The 19,926-nt window shown below is 67.8% G+C and carries 18 protein-coding genes; 7 read left to right on the plus strand and 11 right to left on the minus strand.

Annotated features, from left to right (window positions below; all coding sequences use genetic code 11):
- Nucleotides 1-178: 178 nt before the first annotated feature.
- The 3 genes from FFS49_RS13830 to FFS49_RS13840 form a co-directional block, all read right to left on the minus strand.
- Complete coding sequence (locus tag FFS49_RS13830; protein ID WP_046548135.1) at nucleotides 179-652, minus strand: nuclear transport factor 2 family protein; 474 nt, start codon at nucleotides 650-652, stop codon at nucleotides 179-181.
- Nucleotides 653-942: 290 nt separating this feature from the next.
- Nucleotides 943-1,191, minus strand: a complete 249-nt coding sequence (locus FFS49_RS13835) for a hypothetical protein (protein ID WP_039344123.1) — start codon at nucleotides 1,189-1,191, stop codon at nucleotides 943-945.
- A gap of 617 nt (nucleotides 1,192-1,808) precedes the next feature.
- Nucleotides 1,809-2,243 (minus strand): universal stress protein, encoded by a 435-nt coding sequence (locus FFS49_RS13840; RefSeq protein WP_039344125.1) that lies wholly within the window; start codon nucleotides 2,241-2,243, stop codon nucleotides 1,809-1,811.
- A 367-nt stretch (nucleotides 2,244-2,610) separates the two neighbouring features.
- On the opposite strand from FFS49_RS13840, the gene FFS49_RS13845 reads away from it, so the two are divergent.
- From FFS49_RS13845 to FFS49_RS13870, 6 genes are all read left to right on the plus strand, one after another.
- Nucleotides 2,611-4,095, plus strand: coding sequence for an amidase (locus FFS49_RS13845; RefSeq protein ID WP_105817992.1), 1,485 nt, complete (start codon nucleotides 2,611-2,613; stop codon nucleotides 4,093-4,095).
- A gap of 367 nt (nucleotides 4,096-4,462) precedes the next feature.
- Nucleotides 4,463-5,149, plus strand: a complete 687-nt coding sequence (locus FFS49_RS13850) for a hypothetical protein (RefSeq protein WP_137909892.1) — start codon at nucleotides 4,463-4,465, stop codon at nucleotides 5,147-5,149.
- Nucleotides 5,150-5,269: 120 nt separating this feature from the next.
- A complete protein-coding gene (locus tag FFS49_RS13855) occupies nucleotides 5,270-6,100 on the plus strand; it encodes an arylamine N-acetyltransferase (RefSeq protein WP_105817990.1) in 831 nt (276 codons plus the stop codon).
- 90 nt (nucleotides 6,101-6,190) lie between these two features.
- Nucleotides 6,191-6,367 (plus strand): ribbon-helix-helix domain-containing protein, encoded by a 177-nt coding sequence (locus tag FFS49_RS13860; RefSeq protein ID WP_039344130.1) that lies wholly within the window; start codon nucleotides 6,191-6,193, stop codon nucleotides 6,365-6,367.
- A 1-nt stretch (nucleotide 6,368) separates the two neighbouring features.
- Complete coding sequence (locus tag FFS49_RS13865) at nucleotides 6,369-6,719, plus strand: glyoxalase/bleomycin resistance/dioxygenase family protein (RefSeq protein WP_046548131.1); 351 nt, start codon at nucleotides 6,369-6,371, stop codon at nucleotides 6,717-6,719.
- A 7-nt stretch (nucleotides 6,720-6,726) separates the two neighbouring features.
- Nucleotides 6,727-7,587, plus strand: a complete 861-nt coding sequence (locus tag FFS49_RS13870) for a class I SAM-dependent methyltransferase (RefSeq protein ID WP_105817989.1) — start codon at nucleotides 6,727-6,729, stop codon at nucleotides 7,585-7,587.
- Between the two features lie 31 nt (nucleotides 7,588-7,618).
- Here the strand turns inward: FFS49_RS13870 and FFS49_RS13875 are convergent, their stop codons facing one another.
- The 4 genes from FFS49_RS13875 to FFS49_RS13890 form a co-directional block, all read right to left on the minus strand.
- Nucleotides 7,619-12,460 carry an NAD-glutamate dehydrogenase gene (locus FFS49_RS13875; protein ID WP_105817988.1) on the minus strand — a complete coding sequence of 1,614 codons (4,842 nt, stop codon included), beginning with the start codon at nucleotides 12,458-12,460 and terminating at the stop codon, nucleotides 7,619-7,621.
- A gap of 192 nt (nucleotides 12,461-12,652) precedes the next feature.
- Entirely contained in the window at nucleotides 12,653-12,841 is a 189-nt protein-coding gene (locus FFS49_RS13880) for a 4-oxalocrotonate tautomerase (RefSeq protein WP_039344138.1), read from the minus strand.
- 51 nt (nucleotides 12,842-12,892) lie between these two features.
- Nucleotides 12,893-13,669 (minus strand): class II aldolase/adducin family protein, encoded by a 777-nt coding sequence (locus FFS49_RS13885; RefSeq protein WP_047849749.1) that lies wholly within the window; start codon nucleotides 13,667-13,669, stop codon nucleotides 12,893-12,895.
- Nucleotides 13,644-14,537, minus strand: coding sequence for an urea transporter (locus tag FFS49_RS13890; RefSeq protein ID WP_105817987.1), 894 nt, complete (start codon nucleotides 14,535-14,537; stop codon nucleotides 13,644-13,646). Before FFS49_RS13890 ends, FFS49_RS13885 begins: the two co-directional genes overlap by 26 nt.
- A 259-nt stretch (nucleotides 14,538-14,796) precedes the next feature.
- Here FFS49_RS13890 and FFS49_RS13895 point away from each other — a divergent pair, with 259 nt between their 5' ends.
- Entirely contained in the window at nucleotides 14,797-15,363 is a 567-nt protein-coding gene (locus FFS49_RS13895) for a putative glycolipid-binding domain-containing protein (protein WP_039344144.1), read from the plus strand.
- Here the strand turns inward: FFS49_RS13895 and FFS49_RS13900 are convergent.
- Genes FFS49_RS13900 through FFS49_RS13915 form a run of 4 tightly spaced genes read right to left on the minus strand, consistent with a single transcriptional unit; the run spans nucleotide 15,312 to nucleotide 19,685 of the window.
- Complete coding sequence (locus FFS49_RS13900; protein ID WP_105817986.1) at nucleotides 15,312-16,235, minus strand: alpha/beta fold hydrolase; 924 nt, start codon at nucleotides 16,233-16,235, stop codon at nucleotides 15,312-15,314. The genes FFS49_RS13895 and FFS49_RS13900 overlap by 52 nt on opposite strands.
- Before the next feature lie 4 nt (nucleotides 16,236-16,239).
- Nucleotides 16,240-17,145: a metal-dependent hydrolase gene (locus FFS49_RS13905; protein ID WP_039344147.1), complete on the minus strand. Its 906-nt coding sequence runs from the start codon at nucleotides 17,143-17,145 to the stop codon at nucleotides 16,240-16,242.
- Nucleotides 17,142-18,074, minus strand: a complete 933-nt coding sequence (locus tag FFS49_RS13910) for an SDR family oxidoreductase (protein ID WP_071332367.1) — start codon at nucleotides 18,072-18,074, stop codon at nucleotides 17,142-17,144. Before FFS49_RS13910 ends, FFS49_RS13905 begins: the two co-directional genes overlap by 4 nt.
- A 21-nt stretch (nucleotides 18,075-18,095) precedes the next feature.
- On the minus strand, nucleotides 18,096-19,685 hold the full coding sequence (locus tag FFS49_RS13915; RefSeq protein ID WP_105817985.1) for an NAD(P)/FAD-dependent oxidoreductase: 1,590 nt from the start codon (nucleotides 19,683-19,685) through the stop codon (nucleotides 18,096-18,098).
- Nucleotides 19,686-19,926 lie beyond the last annotated feature (241 nt).

Raw genomic sequence — 19,926 nt, forward strand, 5'->3', positions numbered from 1 at the left:
GCGCCGATGCTCTATTTCATGCGACTTTCAATCGAATTCATGCGACTTTCAATCGAATTTCAAAAGACGGAGCGGGCGTCGGTGCGTGCCGCTCGCCTGTCAAGGAACCGCGTGGAGGGCCGCGAGCCCTTGAATCCGGTCGATCGAGCACATGCCGATGAAGCCATGACGGTATGCGCTATTTCCGCTTGGCGCGATACGCGTCGAGGTTCTTCCGCGCCTGCGCACGGATCGCGCGTTGCACGAAAGGCGTCCAGCCGAGCAGGGCGCCTTTCAGCCCCAGTGCCTGTCGCGCCCAGCGCCACAGGTCGAAGCTGTCGCGATGCTCGGCAATGCGTCCGTCGCGAAACCGGAACCGTGCATCGATCCGGTTGACCACCATCCGGCCGGTCGCGGTGAAGCGGTACTGGGCGATCCACTCGGCACGCCCGGCCTGTTGATCCGCGGCGACGTCGCCGAACGTCAATGAAAAATCCTGCGCACGCGCCACCAGCATGCGCCACATGTCGCGTGCGAGGTCGCCGCGCAGCTCGCCGAATGCGGGATCGCTGAAGACGACGTCATCGGCATAGCAGTCGAGCATCGCGTCGATGTCGCGCTGCTGGAACGCCGTGTAGAAGCGCTGGATCAATTCGGTGTGCGGGTGGCTCATCTTGGGGTGTGTTGTCGTTGGAGATGAAGCGGGGTCTCGACGCGGCGGCTGGAAATTATGCCAGTTGAACGTCAGGTGCGTGCCATGCGGCAAGGACGCGCCGATCGACTCGATATCGACGCGTCTTCCACGCCGCGATGCAGGTTACATGCAGATGTATGGTGTGGCCACCGTCAAGGCCGTGACATGTGTCGCGACATCGATCGAAAAAGCGGGAATGAATGCGGGCGCGTGCGGTTCCGGTTCAGCCGTCGTGACCTGAGCGTGACCGGGGCGTCACCTGGCACCCGTCAGCGGTTCGCCAGCGCGACGTCCTGATTGCCGCGCCCCGTCACCAGGCAGCCCGACATGAAGGCTTCGCTCTGGCTGCTGGCGGCTGCTTCGCCGAAGCCGCGGCCGAGCGCGTCGACCTTCACCTGCGCGGCACCCTGTTCGCACGCGAGCGGGCTGGTGTCGCGGCCCTGCGCATGCAGGATCGCGCGATCGCCAATGAGATACGCCAGCAGCGCGAAAACAGCGATATGTACGGCTCGTCTCATGGTTCGTCTCCTCGTGGCTCAAGCGTAACGCGGACCCGTTCGACGAAGCACTTGGGGGTTCCCCCGGTAAACGTCTGCTGAAATGGGGGCGTGCCGAGTGATCCCGTCCCGTTTTTCGTGGTGTGCGGGAGGAGGGAAGGCGTCGCTTCAGTGCGCGTGGCAGGCGACACCGGACGGGCAGTGAGGCGTTCGCGCGACGGTCGTCCGTGCGACAGGCGCGCGATTCACGGGAGTTTGACGAATGTCAGGATACGGACGGGAGGGGGCGGTCGCGCAGCCGTTCAAGGCGATAGCATGAATTCATGATTTGACGGAACGCGATCGCAAAGGAATGCATCGGTTCCGGCAAGCAGGTGCGTGTTGAACATCGCTATCGAAATAGTGAGGAATCCAAATGCTTAACGTCTCTTCCGTCCTGATCAGCCTCGCCCCGATGTGGGCCATCCTGCTCGTTGCGTCAACGGCCGCCGCTTATTTCGTGTTCTGGCGCAAGGTCATCAAGTAAGCGCTGCAAACAGGTCGATCCGCGTGTGGGCGGCAGCGCGCACACGTGTCATACCGCTCATTGCAATTCATCGGCCCGTCACCGAACGAGCCGCCGCCGCGCGTCATCCCCGTCACTGCACGGCCGTGACCGGCACATTCGAAATCCGCACCAGCCGGCTCATCACGCTGCGACGGAACACCGACAGCAGCGCATGCAACGGGTCGTGTCGAGGCGCCACGACCACGATCTCGTCGCAGCCCGTTTCCGCCGCCACGGCCGCGATCGTATCGGCCACAGGGCCGACCTTCATCACGACGCTGTACTTGACGCCCGCTTCCTTCAGGATCCGCTCGGCCATGGCCAGATCGTCGGACGCGAATTTCTCCTCGATCGAACGCAGCCGCGACAGCGGATGGTAGGCCTCGAGCCGCGTCGATTCGAGCGGTGCCTGAACATTGATCAGCACGATCTCCGACGCGCACCGTTCGCGATACAGGAATGTCGCGTGGCGAACCGCCTGAAGCGAGCGGGGAGAGTGGCCGACCGGAACCAGCAGTTTGAGCATGAATGTTGTCCAGGGAACGAGATGATTCCAGCGTAGCGCGCCGCCGGGCCGGACGATCTAAAGAGAACGGGCGAGCGCGTAAAAATGTCGTTAACGCGCGCCGCCTCGTGTTGCGCCTAATAGAAATATAAGAAATTTAAGTTTATGCGCATAAACGATTTCATCGGCCGGGGCGGCGCGTGCGAAACGGGGGGCGCCGCTCCGATTCAGTCGGAACCGCAATGAATCGCGGCGGAAAATATCGGAGGTCGCCGCTCGGGCGTCGCGTAGAGTAGTGCATCGGCCGCGCCGCGGCCGCTCCCGGCTGGCTCGGGAGCGACCGCCGCCAAGCGGCCCGCCATTCCATTCCGATTCCAGGAGACTCCGCATGCCGCACGGCGCCCCGCAGCTTCTCGCCCCCGCTTCCATCCCCGTCGACCCGATCGTGCGCCTGTCGGCGGGCGAGCTCGCGTCGGCGATCCGCGGCAAGGCCGTGTCGTGCGTCGAGACGATGCGCGCGTATCTCGATCACGTCGAGCGCGTGAACGGCGCGGTCAATGCGATCGTCGCGCTGCGCGATCGAGACGTATTGCTTGCCGAGGCCGCGGAAAAGGATGCCGCGCTGGCGCGCGGCGAGTACCACGGCTGGATGCACGGGATGCCGCAGGCGCCGAAGGATCTGGCGATGACGAAGGGGCTGCGGACGACCTACGGCTCGCCGATCTTCCGCGAGAACGTGCCGCAGGCCGATTCCGTCGGCGTCGCGCGGATGCGCGCGGCCGGCGCGATCTTCATCGGCAAGACCAATACGCCCGAATTCGGCCTCGGCTCGCACACGTTCAACGAGGTCTACGGCGCGACGCGCAACCCGTACGACCTGACGAAGAGCGCGGGCGGCAGCAGCGGAGGCACAGCGGCTGCGCTCGCGTCACGGATGCTGCCGGTGGCGGACGGCAGCGATTTCGGCGGTTCGCTGCGCAATCCGGCTGCGTTCTGCAGCATCTACGGCTTTCGTCCGTCGCAGGGCCGCGTGCCGCGCTGGCCGGGCGTCGACGTGTTCGTGCAGCAGCTCGGCATCGAAGGGCCGATGGGCCGTACCGTCGGCGACGTCGCGCAACTGCTCGCGATCCAGGCCGGCTACGACCGCAACGATCCGCTGTCGCTCGCGGACGATTCGGCCGTGTTCGCGCAGCCGCTCGACGCCGACCTGCGCGGCAAGCGCATCGCGTGGGTCGGCGACTGGAACGGCTATCTCGCGACCGAGGCCGGCGTGCTCGCGCTGTGCGAACAAGGGCTGGCGACGCTGCGCGAGATCGGCTGCGACGTCGATGCCGCGCTGCCGGCGTTCGCGCCCGACCGGATCTGGCGCCTGTGGCTCGCGCACCGGCACCTGCTGTCCGGCGGCGGGCTGCTTGCCCTCTATCGCGACCCGGCGCGGCGCGCGCTGCTCAAGCCCGAGGCGATCTACGAGGTCGAAGGGCTGCTCGCGATGCAGGGTGCGGCCGTGTTCGACGCGAGCGTCGAGCGCACCGCGTGGCATCAGGCCGTGCTGAGCTTCTTCGACCGCTACGACTTCATCGCGGCGCCGACGGCGCAGGTGTTCCCGTTCGACGTCGACCAGCGCTGGCCGAAGGAGATCGCGGGCCGTGCGATGGATACCTATCACCGCTGGATGGAGACGGTCGTGCCGTGGACGCTGGCCGGCTGCCCGGTGATCAGCGTGCCGGTCGGCTTCAACGACGCGGGGCTGCCGATGGGGATGCAGCTGATCGGGCGTCCGCGTGCCGATCTCGCCGTGCTCCAGCTCGCGCGCGGTTACGAGCAGGCGGCTGACCGGGTCGGCGGGCGGGCGCCGGCGTGGATGGCTGCGTAACGGTGTTGCCGGCAGGCAGGGTGTCGCCGGCAGGCAGCCGGTCGCGGCTGGATGACGAAACGGGCAGCGACACGCTGCCCGTTTCTTTTACATCGCTCGACGCGGAGCGCGTCGGCGGATGCGTTCCGTCGCGTCGCCGGCGCAAGCCGGAACCGCCATCCATTGATGCAACCGGAGAAAGAATCGCGATGCGTGCGCGGCATCGCGCGGCAAACGCACGCGAATCTGCGCGACGGGGCCCGTCGGCTGCCGAATTGCAAGCCGCTGCGCGGCGTGATTTCGTTTCGATGTGTTTCAGTCGTTGCGGCCGTGCGCGGCGCGCTTCGACAATATCGGCCTCGACAAAATTCAGGCACGAGGGAAACACATGAAGCAGATTCTCGCGACGGGCCGGTACCTGGCCTCGGCAGGCATTGCGTTCGGCCTCCTGGCAAGCGGCGCCGCGCATGCGCAGCTCGACCTGCAGTCGATCGGCGCATCGCTGCTCGGCGGCGGGCAGCAGCAGGCGGCGCCCGCGCAGGGCGGCGTCGCGCAATTGCTGCAGGCCTATGTCGGCGCGAACCAGCAGGTGCTGACCGGCCAGTCGTCGCTTGCGTCGGCGATGGGCCTGACCGGCGCGGCCGGGCAGGCGCAACAGGCCGCGAGCCAGCTGACCGGCGGCGATGCGCTGACGCCGGCCGCGCTGTCGCAGATGGGCGGCGCGCAGCAATCGGTATCGCAGGCGCTCGGCCAGGCATTTGCGAGCGGCGGCGCGACGCACGGCCCGATCGACAAGCAGGCGTTCAGCAACGGCCTCGCGTCGCTCGGGCAGGGGCTCACGCGGTATTCGCAACTGCAGTCGGGGCTCGGCAATCTCGGGTCGACGAGCGCGGCGTCGCTGTTGCAGTCGGGCCTGAATCCGCAGAACATGCAGGCTGCGTCGTATATCGCGCAAAGCGCGCCGGGCCAGTTGCAGTCGCTCGCGACGACGCTCAGCCAGGCCGTGCAGTTCGCGACGAGCCAGGGCATTTCGGTGCCGTCGGTCGCATCGTCCGCGCTGAAGCTGCTGCCGTAACGTTGCGCGGGGCCGCGCGCGATGCGGCGCCGGCATCGCGCGACGACGAAGATGACCCCACCCGACATGGGGATGGCGCACGATGCTATCGTGGCGTGTCCCCTTTTTCGGTGCAGGTTCATGACAGACTCGTTCGACCTCTCGCGCTATTTCTCCCGCATCGGCTACGACGGCCCGGTCGAGCCGACGCTCGACGTGCTGCGCCGGCTGCATCTGCTGCACCCGCAGGCGATTCCGTTCGAAAACCTCAATCCGCTGACCGGTGCGCGCGTCGCGCTCGATCTGCCTTCGATCGCCGACAAGGTGCTCACGCATCGCCGTGGCGGCTACTGCTTCGAACTCAACAAACTGTTCCATGCCGCGCTCACGGCGATCGGTTTTCGCGTGACGCCGATGATCGCGCGCGTGCGCTGGATGCAGCCGCCGGAAGTCGCCACCGCGCATACGCACATGCTGCTGCGCATCGATCTCGACGGCGCGGCCTGGCTCGCGGACATCGGCTTCGGCAGCGCGACGCTCACCGCGCCGCTGCGTTTCGTGCGGGACGAGCGGCAACTGACGCCGCACGGCGCGTTTCGCGTCGTCGCCGCGCCGGTCGACGGTGAATTCGACATGCAGATCGAGACGCCCGACGGCTGGCAGACCACCTATCGTTTCCAGCCGAAGCGGGTCGAGTGGATCGATTACGACGCCGCGAACTGGTTCACGTCGACGTACCCCGAATCGATCTTTCTGCATAACCTGATCGCCTGCCGCGTGCTGCCGGACGGCCGTGCCGCGCTGCGCAACACCACGCTGACGATCCGCGACGCGGCGGGCGTCGGGCGCACCGTCACGTTCGACGATGCGGCCGCATGGGGCGCGTGCCTGCGCGACACGATCGGCATCGACACGACGGGATTCGATCTCGATGCGCTGTTTGCGCGACTGGCGGCGCCCGCCGCCGCGTAACCCGTATCACGATCGATAGCCGACGGCGGCCCGCGTCCACGGGCCGTGCCCTCGGTTGACTTTTGCTAGATTGCTAGCATACTAGCCATCATGACCGACGAAGAAGTGAAGCAGTTCAACGTGTACCTGCCGCTCAGCCTGATCCGGCAGGTCAAGCATCGCGCCATCGAAACGGAGCAATCGCTGTCCGCGCTGGTGGCCGACGCATTGCGCGCGTACCTGGCCGCGCCGCCGCCGGGCGCGGGGCCGTCCACCAAGGAGGAGTGACATGTCATCCGAGCGAATCGAAGCCGTGTACCTGACGACGCACAACTGGGGCAAGTCGGCGAAGTTCTTCCAGGCGCTGGGCTTCACGCTGGAGTTCGAAACCGATCACCACTCGGGCCAGCTGCGCAGCGGCGACGGCCCCTTTCTGTTCATCGCCGAAGTGCCGCCGGGCGAGACGCCGGACATGCAGGTCGTGCTCAAGGTGGCGGATGAGCAGGCAGTGCGGCCGCAGCCGATCGTCGACGTCGTCACGCCGTTCGAGGACACCCACTGGGGCACGCGCGACATGACCGTGCGCGATCCGGACGGTCGCGTGTGGCGCCTGCAGGCGCCGGGCAAGCAGGGCGCGTGAGGCGGCCATGACCGAACCCCGCGAAAGCGCCCCCGACAGCACCGCGGCGCGCGTCGCGCTGTGGCGCGCGCTGCACGTCGAACTCGACGCGCCGCCGCACGTGCTCGCCGACGAAGTCGGGCTGCAACTGCTCGCGCCGGAACCCGGCTGGCAGCAGCGCGGCGACATGGATCCGCAGTTCACGCGGCCGTTCCGCGCGTCGATCGTCGCCCGGGCACGCTTCATCGAGGATTGGGTGGTCGAACAGGCCGCGCGCGGCGTGAGCCAGTACGTGATCCTTGGCGCGGGCCTCGACAGTTTCGTGCAGCGCCGGCCGGAGATGGCGTCGCGCGTGATCGTCTTCGAAGTCGACCCGCCCGCGCCGCAGGCATGGAAGCAGCGCCGCCTGGTCGAGCTCGGTTTCGGCGTGCCCGACTGGCTGCGTTTCGTGCCGGTCGATTTCGAGGCGAAGCAGTCCTGGCGTGCTGCGCTGGTCGGCGCGGGCTTTGATGCCGGCAAGCCGGCGGTCGTGGTGTCGACCGGCGTCAGCATGTACCTGACGCACGAAGCGAACGCGGCCGCGTTGCGCGAAGTCGCGTCGCTCGCGCCGGGCTCGACGCTCGCGATGACGTTCCTGTTGCCGCTGGAGAATGCGGATCCGGACGTGCGCCCCGCGCTGGAAATGGCCGCGAAGGGCGCGCGCGCCAGCGGCACGCCGTTCATCAGCTTCTTCATGCCGGCGCAGATCCAGGCTCTCGCGCGGGAGGCCGGCTTCGCGCAAGCCGCGCACGTATCGGCCGCCGATCTGACGCGCCGTTACTTCGCCGATCGCACCGACGGCCTGCGGCCGCCGGACAACGCGGAAGAGCTGCTGATCGCGACGGTCTGAGCGGGCCCGGCCACAGCGACCACGGCAACCATCACGCCCGTTCGAGCACGGCCATCTCCCGCACGACCACGAGCAGCACCGCGAGGCTCGCGCCGCCTGATGCGCGCAGGTCCGCGAGCAGGTGCTCGTAGCGCGCGAGCGCGGTTTCGCGGCGCGCGCGCCACGCGCCGACGATCGTCTCCGGCGTCGTCGAATCCGGCGATTCCGCGAGAGCGCTCGTCGCGAGCGTGCGCTTGAGGCGCGCGACTTCCGCGAGCGCGGCCGCGCGCGCCAGCATGTCCCAGTGCGTCGGCGTCGGCAGCGTCGCCGCGCGTTCGCCGATCCAGCTGTAATTGAGCAGCGTGCCGAGCGAGAAATAGACGCCCGCGACGAGTTCGAGGCTGCGGTTGCCGGTCGCGGCCACTTCGGCGATATCGAGCAGCGCGGCCGAGATGTCGCCGCTCGCGACGCGCACCGCGAGCGCACTGTCGACACCGGCTTCGACCAGCACGCGCTGCCGTTCGGACAGCGCGTCGAGATCGCCGGCCGGCAGCAGCGACGGCAGTTGCGGCGCAAGCCGCTCCGCCGCGTCGCGGCAGCGCGCGATCAGCTCGGTGACGCCTCCGTCGGCCACCGCGCCGGATTGCAGGTGCCGCAGGAACCACAGCGCCGCGCGCTCCAGCAGCCGCGCGACGTCGACGAACATGCGCGCCTGCACGTCGTCGGCGACGCGGTTGTCGAGTGCGTCGATATCGCGCCACACCGCATCGAGGTCGAACACGTCGCGCGCCATGATGCACGCCCGCACGATGTCGCCGGGCTTCGCGTCGGTTTCCTCCATCAGCCGGTGCACGAACGTGCAGCCGACGCGGTTGACGAGCGCATTGGTCAGGTGCGTCGCGAGGATCTCGCGGCGCAGCGGATGGCGGCGCATCGGCTCGCTGAAGCGCTGCTGCAGCGGCTTCGGGAAGTAGTCGACGAGCATCGCGGCCACCAGCGGATCCTCGGGCACGTCGGATTCGAGCAGCGCGTCGTACAGCCACATCTTGCTGTACGCGAGCAGTACCGCGCGTTCCGGCGACGTGAGGCCGAGCTTCGCGGCCTGCCGTTCGGCGACTTCATCGTCGGTCGGCAGGAATTCGATCACGCGATTCAGGCGGCCCGCGCGTTCGAGCCAGCGCATCAGGCGCGCTTCGGCATCGAGCAGCTCCACCGCGTAGCGCCCGGCGATCGACAGCGCCTGCGTCTGGTAGTAGTTGTCGCGCAGCACGAGCAGCCCGACTTCGTCGGTCATCTCCGCGAGCAGCGCGTTGCGCTGCTTCTCGGTCATCTCGCCGTCGGACACGACGAGCCCGAGCAGGATCTTGATGTTGACTTCGTGATCCGAACAATCGACACCGGCCGAATTGTCGATCGCATCGGTGTTGATGCGCCCGCCGCGTTGCGCGAACTCGATCCGGCCGAACTGCGTGCAGCCGAGGTTGCCGCCTTCGCCGACTACCTTGCAGCGCAGGTCCGCGCCGTTCACGCGCACCGCGTCGTTCGCGCGGTCGCCCACCTGAAGATGGGTTTCGCGCGCCGCCTTCACGTAGGTGCCGATGCCGCCGTTGTACAGCAGGTCGACCGGCGCCTGGAGGATCGCGCGGATCAGCTCGGCCGGCGGCAGCGCATTCGCGTCGATGCCGAGCGCGGCCTGCACGGCCGGCGACAGCGGGATCGTCTTCGCGGTGCGCGGGTAGACGCCGCCGCCCGTCGAAATCGCGGCCGGATCGTAGTCGGCCCAGCTCGAGCGTTCGAGCGCGAACACGCGCGCGCGCTCGGCGAAGCTCGTCGCGGGATCGGGGTTCGGGTCGAGGAACACGTGCCGGTGATCGAATGCGGCGACGAGCCGGATATGCGGCGACAGCAGCATCCCGTTACCGAACACGTCGCCCGACATGTCGCCGACGCCGACTACCGTGAAGTCGGTCGTCTGCGTGTCGATGCCCATCTCGCGGAAGTGCCGCTTCACCGATTCCCACGCGCCGCGCGCGGTGATCGCCATTTTCTTGTGGTCGTAGCCGACCGAGCCGCCGGACGCGAATGCGTCGTCGAGCCAGAAGCCGTATTCGTGCGAGATCGCGTTCGCGTAGTCGGAGAAGGTGGCCGTGCCCTTGTCGGCCGCGACGACCAGGTAAGGGTCGTCCGGATCGTGACGCACGACGTCGGGCGGCGGCACGATCGCGTTGCTCACGAGGTTGTCGGTCAGGTCGAGCAGGCCGCGCAGGAAGGTCTGGTAGCACGCGATGCCTTCGCGCATCCACGCTTCGCGATCGCTCGGCGGCGGCGGGTGCTTCACGACGAAGCCGCCTTTCGAGCCGACCGGCACGATCACGACGTTCTTCACCATCTGCGCCTTCATCAGCCCGAGCACCTCGGTGCGGAAATCCTCGCGGCGATCCGACCAGCGCAGGCCGCCGCGCGCGACGCGCCCGCCGCGCAGGTGCACGCCTTCGACACGCGGCGAATACACCCAGATTTCGAACATCGGTTTCGGTTCGGGCAGCCCGGGCACCTTCGCCGGATTGAACTTGAACGACAGGTACGGTTTCGGTTCGCCGTTCGCATCGAGCAGGAAGTAGTTGGTGCGCTCGGTCGCGTTGATCACGCCGAGGAACTGGCGCAGGATGCGGTCCTCGTCGAGGTTCGGCACCTGGTCGAGCGCGCCCTCGATCGCCAACAGCAGCCGCTCGGCCTGCACATCGCGCGTGTCGCCGGTGGCCGGGTCGAAACGCAGCAGGAACAGCTCGACGAGCTGCCGCGCGATCGCCGGGTTGCCGGTCAGCGCGCGCTCGATATACGCGTCGCTGAAGGTCGAGCCGACTTGCCGCAGGTACTTCGCATACGCGCGCAGGATCGTCACTTCGCGTGCGCTCAGATGGGCGCGCAGCACGAGGCGGTTGAAGTCGTCGTTCTCGATCCGGCCGCTCCAGATCTGGTCGAACGCGTCCTCGAACAGGCCCTTCACGCGCTCGATGTCGAATTCGGTGTCGTCGGCGAGCTCGAGGCCGAAGTCGTGTACCCACGCATGCGCGGCGTCCTGCGTCTGGATCCGGTACGGCCGCTCCTCGTCGACGCGCACGCCGAGATGCTCGAGCATCGGCAGGCTGCGCGACAGCGCGATCGGGTCGCCTGCGCGATAGACCTTGAAGCGGAACGCACGCGCTTCGGCCTCGATCGGCCGGTACAGGTTCATCGCGAGCTGCCCCGAATCCTTCACGCGCTCGATCAGCTCGATGTCGCGCACGGCGGTGCGCGCCGGATAGTCGTCGCGATAGCCGGCCGGGAACGAATCGGCATAGCGCTGCAGCAGGCGGTTGCCTTGCTCTTCGCCGAATGCGTCGAGCAGCGCGTCGGCGAGATCGTCCTGCCAGCGGCGCGTGACCTGCACGAGCCGCGTTTCGAGCTCGCGCGTGTCGACGTCGGGCATCGTGCCCGGTTCCGCATGCACGACGAAATGAATGCGCGCGATCGCCGATTCCGACAGCAGCGGCGTGAATTCGACGGTCACGCCGTTGTACGCATCGATGAGCAGCTTCGCGATGCGCCGGCGCAGGTCGGTGTTGTACTTGTCGCGCGGCACGAACACGAGGCACGACACGAAGCGGTCGAAGCGGTCGCGGCGCACGAACAGGCGCGTGCGCTGGTGTTCCTGCAGCCGCAGGATACCGAGCGCGATGTCGTAGAGCTGGTCTTCGTCGGCCTGGAACAGCTCGTCGCGCGGATAGGTTTCCAGTACCGTCACGAGCGACTTGCCGAGATGCCCCTTCGGCAGGAAGCCCGCGCGCCGCACGATGTTCGCGCACTTGCGGCGCACGATCGGGATATCCGCATACGAGCCGAAATAGGCCGTCGACGTATAGAGCCCGATGAAGCGGCGCTCGCCCGCGACCTTGCCGTCCGGCCCGACGAGTTTCACGCCCACGTAGTCGAGATAGCCGGGCCGGTGCACGGTCGCGCGCGAATTCGCCTTGGTCAGGAAGATCGGCCACGCGCCGGTGATGATGTCGGCCGCGGCCGGCGGCAGCGGCGTGACGTCGGGCGTGCCCGACGTGCGCAGCGATTCGCGCAGGATGCCGAAGCCGGTGCCCTCGACGCCGCGCAGCCCGAAGCCCGTGCCGTCAGACACCAGCGCGTAGTCGCGCTGGCCGAGGAACGTGAAGTGATCGGCGGCCATCCATTCGAGGAATGCGCGCGCTTCGATGTCTTCCGCGGTCGATTCGCGCGCCTTCATTTCCTTGATCGTCGCGCGCGCGATCTCGACGATCTTCGGCCAGTCTTCCACCGACGCGCGCACGTCGCCGAGCACGTGGGCGATGTCGTTGCGCAACGTGTCGAGCAGCGCGGCATCGCCGCAGCGGTCGACTTCGAAATGGATGAACGACGCGAGTTGCGACTGGCCGTCGCCGGGCGTCGCGCCGCCTGCGTCGACGCGCTCGATGCCGCCGTCGCGGCCGCGCCAGATGCGGAATACCGGGTGCAGTGCCGAATGCAGCGCGAGCCCGAGGCGGTTGACGGCCATCGTCACCGAATCGACGAGGAACGGCATGTCGTCGTTGACGATCTCGATGACCGTGTGATCGGAATGCCAGCCGTGCTGTTCGAGGATCGGGTTGTACACGCGCAGCCGTTCGCTGCCGGGCACGAATTTCTGGGCGGTCTGCCAGTGCGCCATCGCGGCGCCGTAGAGATCGGCGATGCTGCGGCTCTGCAGATCGTCGGCATCGACGAAATCGTAGTAATGACGCAGGAAGGGTTCGACGATCCGGAACGTGGCTTCGGGCAGGCGCCCGCGCGCGAATTCGACGACGTCGGAGAGCAGGTGTGCGACGACTTCCTCGTTCTTCGCTTCCATGGCGGTCTCCTCGTCGGGTGGCCATCGGCTGCTGCGTCTGTCCGGCATTATGCGCCGATTGCGTGACAAAGCGATGTGCGGGCGCACAACGGGCGGCGGCCGGAGAAGGCCGCGTGCAGCACCCGTCGCAGGCGCTGCAGCGTGTGTATCAGTGCAGCGCAGGCAGCGCCGAAGCGACGCCGCCTTTGACGCTCAGCGCTCGTCGCTCCACAGCTTGCCGGCCGTCGCCCAGTTCTCTTTCTTCACGTCGGTGAGGATGATGTCGACCGAGCCCGGCTCGCAGCCGAGCGTCTCGCACGTGACGCGCGTGATGGCTTCGACGAATGCGCGCTTCTGGTCGACGGTGCGGCCTTCGAAGAGCTGGATATTGAAAGTCGGCATGACGGAGTGCTCCGATGGTTGGAGTGAATGATGCGTTGAAAGCCGGCGGCGTCAGTCGCGATACGTCGGATCGATCCGGTCGAGCCGGCGCAGCAGCGCCGGCCATTCCAGTTCGCCCTCGATCGCGCCGCCGTCGCGCAGCTGTTCGGCGGTTCGGTCGGCGACGGCCGGGTCGGGCAGCACGAGCGGCCCGCCGCCGGCCTGCGCGCGCACCTGGATGTCGCATGCCTTGATCAGCGTATCCATCAGCACATAGGCTTCGGCCACGGTGCGGCCGACCGTCAGCGTGCCGTGGTTGCGCAGCAGCATCGCGGATTTCGCGCCGAGGCTCGCGGTCAGCCGCGCGCCCTCGGCCGGCGAGAACGCGAGCGCCTCGTAGTCGTGGTACCCGAGGTCGCCGTGAAACCGTAGCGCGTGCTGCGACGCGGGCAGCAGCCCGTCGCGCTGGATCGACACGGCGATGCCGGCCGTATTGTGCAGATGCATCACGCACACGGCGTCGGCGCGCGCGGCATGCACGGCCGCGTGCAGCGCGAAGCCCGTCACGTTGACCGCATGCTCGCTGTCGCCGATGCGGTTGCCGGCCAGGTCGATCTTCACGAGATTCGACGCGCGGACTTCGTCGAACGTGAGGCCGAACGGGTTGATCAGGAAGTGGCCGGGCTCGCCGGGCACGGTCGCGGAAAGGTGCGTGTAGATCAGGTCGTCCCAGCCGTTCAGCGCGACGAGCCGGTACGCGGCGGCGAGGTCGACGCGCATCCGGCGTTCGGCGTCCGAGATCGGGCCGCCGGGTTTCACGGCATCAGGACGGTGTGCGAATGACGACATCGGGTTCTCCGAGGGTGAAGCGGCGCGCGACGATGACCGTGACCCACGACGCGAGCGCGAACGGCGCCGTGAACGCGGGAATGCCGGCGCGCGTCGCGAGCCACTGGATCAGCGCGGCGAGTGCGGCGGCCGCGAACGCCGCGCGCGGGCCGTGCGGCATCAGCGCGAGTGCGGCGAGCGCGCCGTTGAAGCCGAGCAGGCCGTCCGCGAACGATGCGCTGCTCGCGCCGAGTGCGACCAGCAGCACGGTCGATGCCAGCGCGCCGCCGAGCGCGAACGCGGCCGCGCGGCGCGATGCAACGGCGAGGCCCGCGACGATCAGCACGCCGGCCCATGCACCTTGCGCGAAGGTGGTCTGCGCGACGCCTGACAGAAGGGCGTCGGCGGCGGCAACAAGCGTCAGCGCCGGGGACGCCATCGCGCCGCTCGCATGCTGCAGCGCGAGGAACGGCAGCCACAGCGCGGTGACGATGAGGCACGGGCTCGAATACGGGCACTGGCGCCAGCGTGCAAGCGGCTTGCGCATCGCGCGGTGCACGAGCGCCGCGCCGATCGAGACCAGCGGCACCAGTGCGACGGCGGCGAGCTGATGCGGCGCGAACTGCACGGCGATCAGCGCGGCGAGCGCGCCGTTGAAGCCGTGCAGCCCCTGCCCGACGTCGCGGCGCTCGGCGCCCGTCAGCACCGCCGTCATGCTGGCGGCGGCCGAGCCGACCAGCGCCGCGCTCGCGAGCCGCAGGTCGGTCAGCGCCAGCGCGGCGAGCAGCAGCGCGCCGGTGAGCGCATTCGCCTGCAGCACGATCTGCCCGATGCCGCGCAGCAGGATACGCAGGTCGATCGACGGCGAAACGGGGCGGGCGGTAGGCATGGTGGCGGCGGAACAGGACGAGCCGCGAGCATAGGACACAATCTCATGCACCGGAATAGGGAATTCTGGATAGTCAGGATTTGTGGTCGATGCCCCGAAACGGTGAATCCCGCCGTCGATTCGTGCCCGCACTCCGCGCAGTCGGCCCGTTTGACGGGTTGCCCCGTTCGGGAATCGAATCCTGGTGATGGCCGGCACCTTCGCCGAGCGATCTGTGCGACGATGCCTCGCATCGTCCGGAATACCGGGAGGGGCAGAGATGCGCGAAGTGCGTTGGGCGTCGCTCGAAGGCGACGGAGTCGAACATCTGACGTTCGACCGGAGCGGCGGCGGGATCGTCGTCGAAAGCGCGGTGGTCGGCCAGCGGTACGGCCGTGCGTACGGGCTCGCGTATCGCGTCGAGTGCGATACGCACTGGCGCGTGACCCATGCGGTGCTCAAGGTGATGGGCGGCGGCACGCTCGAATTGCGCGGCGACGGCGCCGGCCACTGGCACGACGGCTCGGGCCGCGCACTGCCGGAACTCGACGGCTGCATCGACATCGACATCGCGGCGACGCCGTTCACGAATTCGCTGCCGATCGGCCGCCTCGGGCTCGCGCGCGGCGAGCGGCAACCGATCGACGTCGCGTACATCTCGACGCCGGACCTGAAGGTCACGCCGGTCAAGCAGGCCTACGCGTGCCTCGAGCCGGGCCGGCGCTACCGCTACGAAGGGATCTTCCGCGACTTCACGGCCGAGATGGAGATCGACGACGACGGGCTCGTCGTCGATTACGAAACGCTGTTCAGACGCCTCCCGGCGCCGGCGCCCGCGGTGCGCTGAACCCTGGCGGCGACCGCGGTGAGCGCCGGCCGCTCCTGCGCGGACGCGAAGCGGTCGATCCGCGACGCGATCATGTCGGGGTGGCGCAGCACGATCCAGTGCGTGCCGTCGATCTCCTCGCGCACGTGGTCGCCGAGCCAGCGGTCGAGGTCGACCGACATCTCGGGCGTCACGTAGCGGTCGCGCACCGGCACCAGGATCTGCACGGGCGCCTGCGCGTACCGCTCGCGCGGCTTGCGGGCCCGTGCGATGAAGTTCGCGCGGTACAACTGCAGCCCGTTCAGCGCGTTCTTCAGTTGCACGGGATCGCGCTCCGCGCGCACGCGCTCGGTGAGCTGCAACCAGCGCGGCCACAATGCCGCGCCGCCGAGCCGCCATACCAGCGACGGCACGAGCGGCAGGTGGAAGAACGCGATGTACCACGACTTCAGGCTTTGCTTGAGCCGCATCTTCGCGCGGAACACGTGATCGAGGCACGGGCCCGAGATCGACGTGTACGACGCGATCCGGCCGCGGAACGCGGGGTCGGTCACGGCCTCCCAGCACTGGATCGAGCCCCAGTCGTGGCCGACGAGGTGAAATGGCCGGCCGCCGCAGGTTGCGTCGGCCACCGCCTTCAGGTCGGCGGCGAGCCGTTCGAGCGTGTAGTCGGCACGGCGGCGCGGCGCATCGGACGCACCGGCGCCGCGCACGTCGTATGCGATCACGCGATAGCGCTTCGCGAGCCGCGCCCGGATCGGCGCCCACACGGCCGCCGAATCGGGGTAGCCGTGCACGAGGATCAGCGGCGGCGCGCGACGCGACCCGCTGACGTAGACGGCGAGTTTCACGTCGCCGGACTGGACGGTCAGCATCTCGTGAGCGCGTGCCATGGCGTCATGCCTGCGCGACCGAGTGCAGCGGCACGCGGCGCGGGGCGGCTTGCGCGGCGTAGCGCGCGTTGGTCGCGTCGATGTTCTCGAGCAGCGTGTCGAGCTCCTGCAGGTACTGATGGTTGTCGTGATCCCACGGGTGGAAGCCCGGGCGGAAGTAGTCGAGCCATTCGCGCGCGATGCTCGGGAACACGCCATGCTTCGGGCTGTACAGGTATTTCACGAGGCGCCACATGCCGCCGAACTTGCCGTGCTCGCGACGGTGCGCGCGCATCAGCCGCACGTGGAAGTCGAACACGATGGCCCAGAAGAACACGGTCGTCGTCAGCATCGTGCCGGTGCGCAGCAGGTAGCTGCCGAGGCCCGGCTTCATCACGGTGCGCCACACGTCGTAGGACACCGCCTTGTGCTCGGTTTCCTCCATCGCGTGCCACATCCACATCTGCTGGTAGCCTTCGACCGAGCCGTCGATGCGGTGCTCGTGGCCGGACAGCAATTGGTTCGCGAGGATCGCCGTGTAGTGCTCGAGTGCGATCGTGATCGCGAGCTGCATCGAATGCGGCAGCACTTTCTTGAACCAGCCGAGGATCGTCCACAGGCGCTTGTCGAGCTTGTGCGCGGGCAGGCCGGACGCCTGCAGCAGGTCGTTGTATTCGATGTGCTCGCGCGTGTGCATCGCTTCCTGACCGATGAAGCCGAGCACCTGCTTCTTCAGCTCGGGATCCTCGATCTGGTCGCGATAGTTGCGCACCGAATCCATGAAGAAGCGTTCGCCGGCCGGGAACAGCAGCGACAGCGCGTTCATGAAGTGCGTGACCGGTACGCCCTGCACGTGCCAGTCGCGCGCGCGTTCGGGGGGCAGCGCGAAACGGATGTCGCGCCGCACGGGCATCATGTTCGGGGTCGTCATGATTGTTCTCCTCCCTGGTTGCCTGCATTGTTGTAGGTGGCGTGCAGCGGCGCGGCCGCCGGCGTGCCGCGCGCGGCGCGGCGGGCCTTCGCGGCCTCGCGGCGCGTCGCGAGCACGACGAGCGCCTGGTACGCGGCGGGCAGGATGCGCGCCATCCAGTCCGCGCCCTTCGCGTCGCGGCCGATCAGGACGCGGCGCTTGTTCTTGCGCACGCCGGCGAGGATCGTGCGCGCGGCCTCGTCGGCGGTCGTGATGAAGAACTTCTCGAAGCTGTCCTTGCCTTGCTGTTCGCTCTCGACGATGAAGCCGACCATGTTCTTCGCGACGCGGCTCGATTGCGCGATGTTCGTGCGGATGCCGCCCGGATGCACGCAGGTCGCCGACACGCCGCACTTCATCATGTCGAGTTCCTGGCGCAGCGATTCGGTGAAGCCGCGCACGGCGAACTTGGTCGCGTTGTAGCCGCTCATGCCCGGCTGCGCGAAGATCCCGAAGATGCTCGACGTGTTGATCACGTGGCCTTCGCCCGATGCCTTCAGGTGCGGCAGGAACGCCTTCGTGCCGTGCACGACGCCCCAGAAGTTGATGTTCACGATCCACTCGAGATCGCTGTATTCCATCCCTTCGATCGTGCTCGACAGCGCGACGCCCGCGTTGTTGAAGATCAGGTTGACCTTGCCGTGTTCCTTCGCGGTGTCGTCGGCCCACGCGAACATCGCGTCGCGGTCGCCTACATCGAGCACGCGCGTCGACACGCGCACGTTCGGCGCGATCGCGCGGACGATCCGTTCGGTTTCGGCGAGGCCCACGCCGTTCTTGTCGGCGAGCGATACGTGGCAGCCGGCCTGCGCGAGCTGGATCGCGAGCGAGCGGCCCATGCCCGAGCCGGCACCCGTGATCGCGGCGACCTTGTTGGCGAAATCTCTCATGTCGGTGGCTCCTTGTCTGGCTCAGGCCGCTTCTGCGGACGGGGAAGTCGAAGCGGAAGCGGCGGGCGCGGCGGCGGGCCGTGCGGTCGTGTCGTGTTGCGGCGCGCGATACGCGTGGTAGTCGGCGATCGAGAAGTGCGCGGTCGCCTGGCGGAAACGCCACGTGAAGCCCGGCCACAGCGTCGTGTTCTTGCCGGTGCGCGGATCGAGGTACCAGCTCTTGCAGCCGCCCGTCGACCAGATCGCCTTCTTCAGCTTGCCTTGCAGGTCGTTGTTGAACTGCGCCTCGACGTGCGGGCGCACCTCAATTGCGTCCGCCCGTTCGCGACGCATCGCCTGCAGCGCGCCGAGGATGTACTCGATCTGCGACTCGATCATGAACACCATCGAGTTGTGGCCGAGGCCCGTGTTCGGGCCGACGATCATGAAGAAGTTCGGGTAGCCGGGCAGCGTCGAGCCGAGATACGCGTGCGCGCCGTCGCGCCATGCGTCGACGATGTCGAGCCCGCCGCGGCCGATGATCGCGCCGCGCGGATACGGATCGGCCACCTGGAAGCCCGTGCCGTAGATCAGGCAGTCGACTTCATGACGCTTGCCGTCGGTCGTCACGACCGCGTCGGCTTCGATGTGGTCGATGCCGGTCGTGATCACGTCGACGTTCTTGCGCGACAGCGCCGGGTAGTAGTCGTTCGAGATCAGCACGCGCTTGCAGCCGAGCGTGTAATTCGGCGTGACGGTCTTGCGCAGCTCCGGATCGGGAATCTGCTTGCGGATGTGGCGCAGCGCGAGCTTCTGCACGTTCTTCATCAGCGACGGGTGGATCGCGAAGCCGAGCACGCGCGATTCGAGCATCCAGTAGATGCCGTTGCGCACGATCTTCTGCGTGAACGGCAGCGTGCGGAACAGCCATTTCTCGAGCCCGGTCAGGTTGCGGTCGGGTTTCGGCATGATCCACGGCGGCGTGCGCTGGAACAGCGCGAGTTCCTTCACGCGCGGTGCGATCTGCGGTACGAACTGGATCGCGCTCGCGCCGGTGCCGATCACCGCGACGCGCTTGCCTTCGAGCGCATAGTCGTGATCCCACTGCTGCGAATGGAACGCGCGGCCCTTGAAGGTTTCGACGCCGGGAATCGCCGGCAGCGCGGCGCGCGACAGCCCGCCCATCCCCGACACCAGCACGCGCGCGGACAGCCGCTTGCCGTTCGCGAACGTGAGGCGCCAGCGTTGCGCGGCCTCGTCGTACTCGGCGCGCTGCAGTTCGTGGTTCAGGCGCAGGTGCGAGCCGATCCCGAAACGCTGCACGCAGTCTTCCAGATAGGCGCGGATTTCCGGCTGCGGCGCGAACATGCGCGTCCAGCGCGGGTTCGGCGCGAACGAGAACGAATAGACGTGCGATTGCACGTCGCATGCACACCCGGGGTAATGATTGTCGCGCCACGTGCCGCCGACCGACGCGGCCTTCTCGAGGACGACGAAGTCGGTCACGCCTGTCTGACGCAGGCGGATCGCCATCCCGAGGCCGGCGAAGCCGGTGCCGATGATGGCAGTGTCGATGGTTTCGTCCTGGCCGTCGTGGCCGGGTGGACCGAAAGGCAACGTGCGAGCATTCATCCGGGTGTCTCCGATTTGGCTCATTTTCGAATGTTACATTGTTTGATGTAACGATAGTGAATGAACCCGGAAACCGCAAGAGGCTAGAAGGGGCGCTCTAAGGGCCGGAAGCCAGGCGGGAAAAGGCTGAGCGGGGTTTGGAACGGGCCGGCTTCCACGCTGCGGGATAAGCGGAAAGGGCCGTCGACAGGGCGAGAGAGGGCGCGGACCAGGCCGCCGGCGTGCGGCGGCCTGTTTGAAA

The sequence above is a fragment of the Burkholderia sp. 4NA327C6 genome, assembly GCF_005502655.1.
Classification (GTDB): domain Bacteria; phylum Pseudomonadota; class Gammaproteobacteria; order Burkholderiales; family Burkholderiaceae; genus Burkholderia; species Burkholderia contaminans.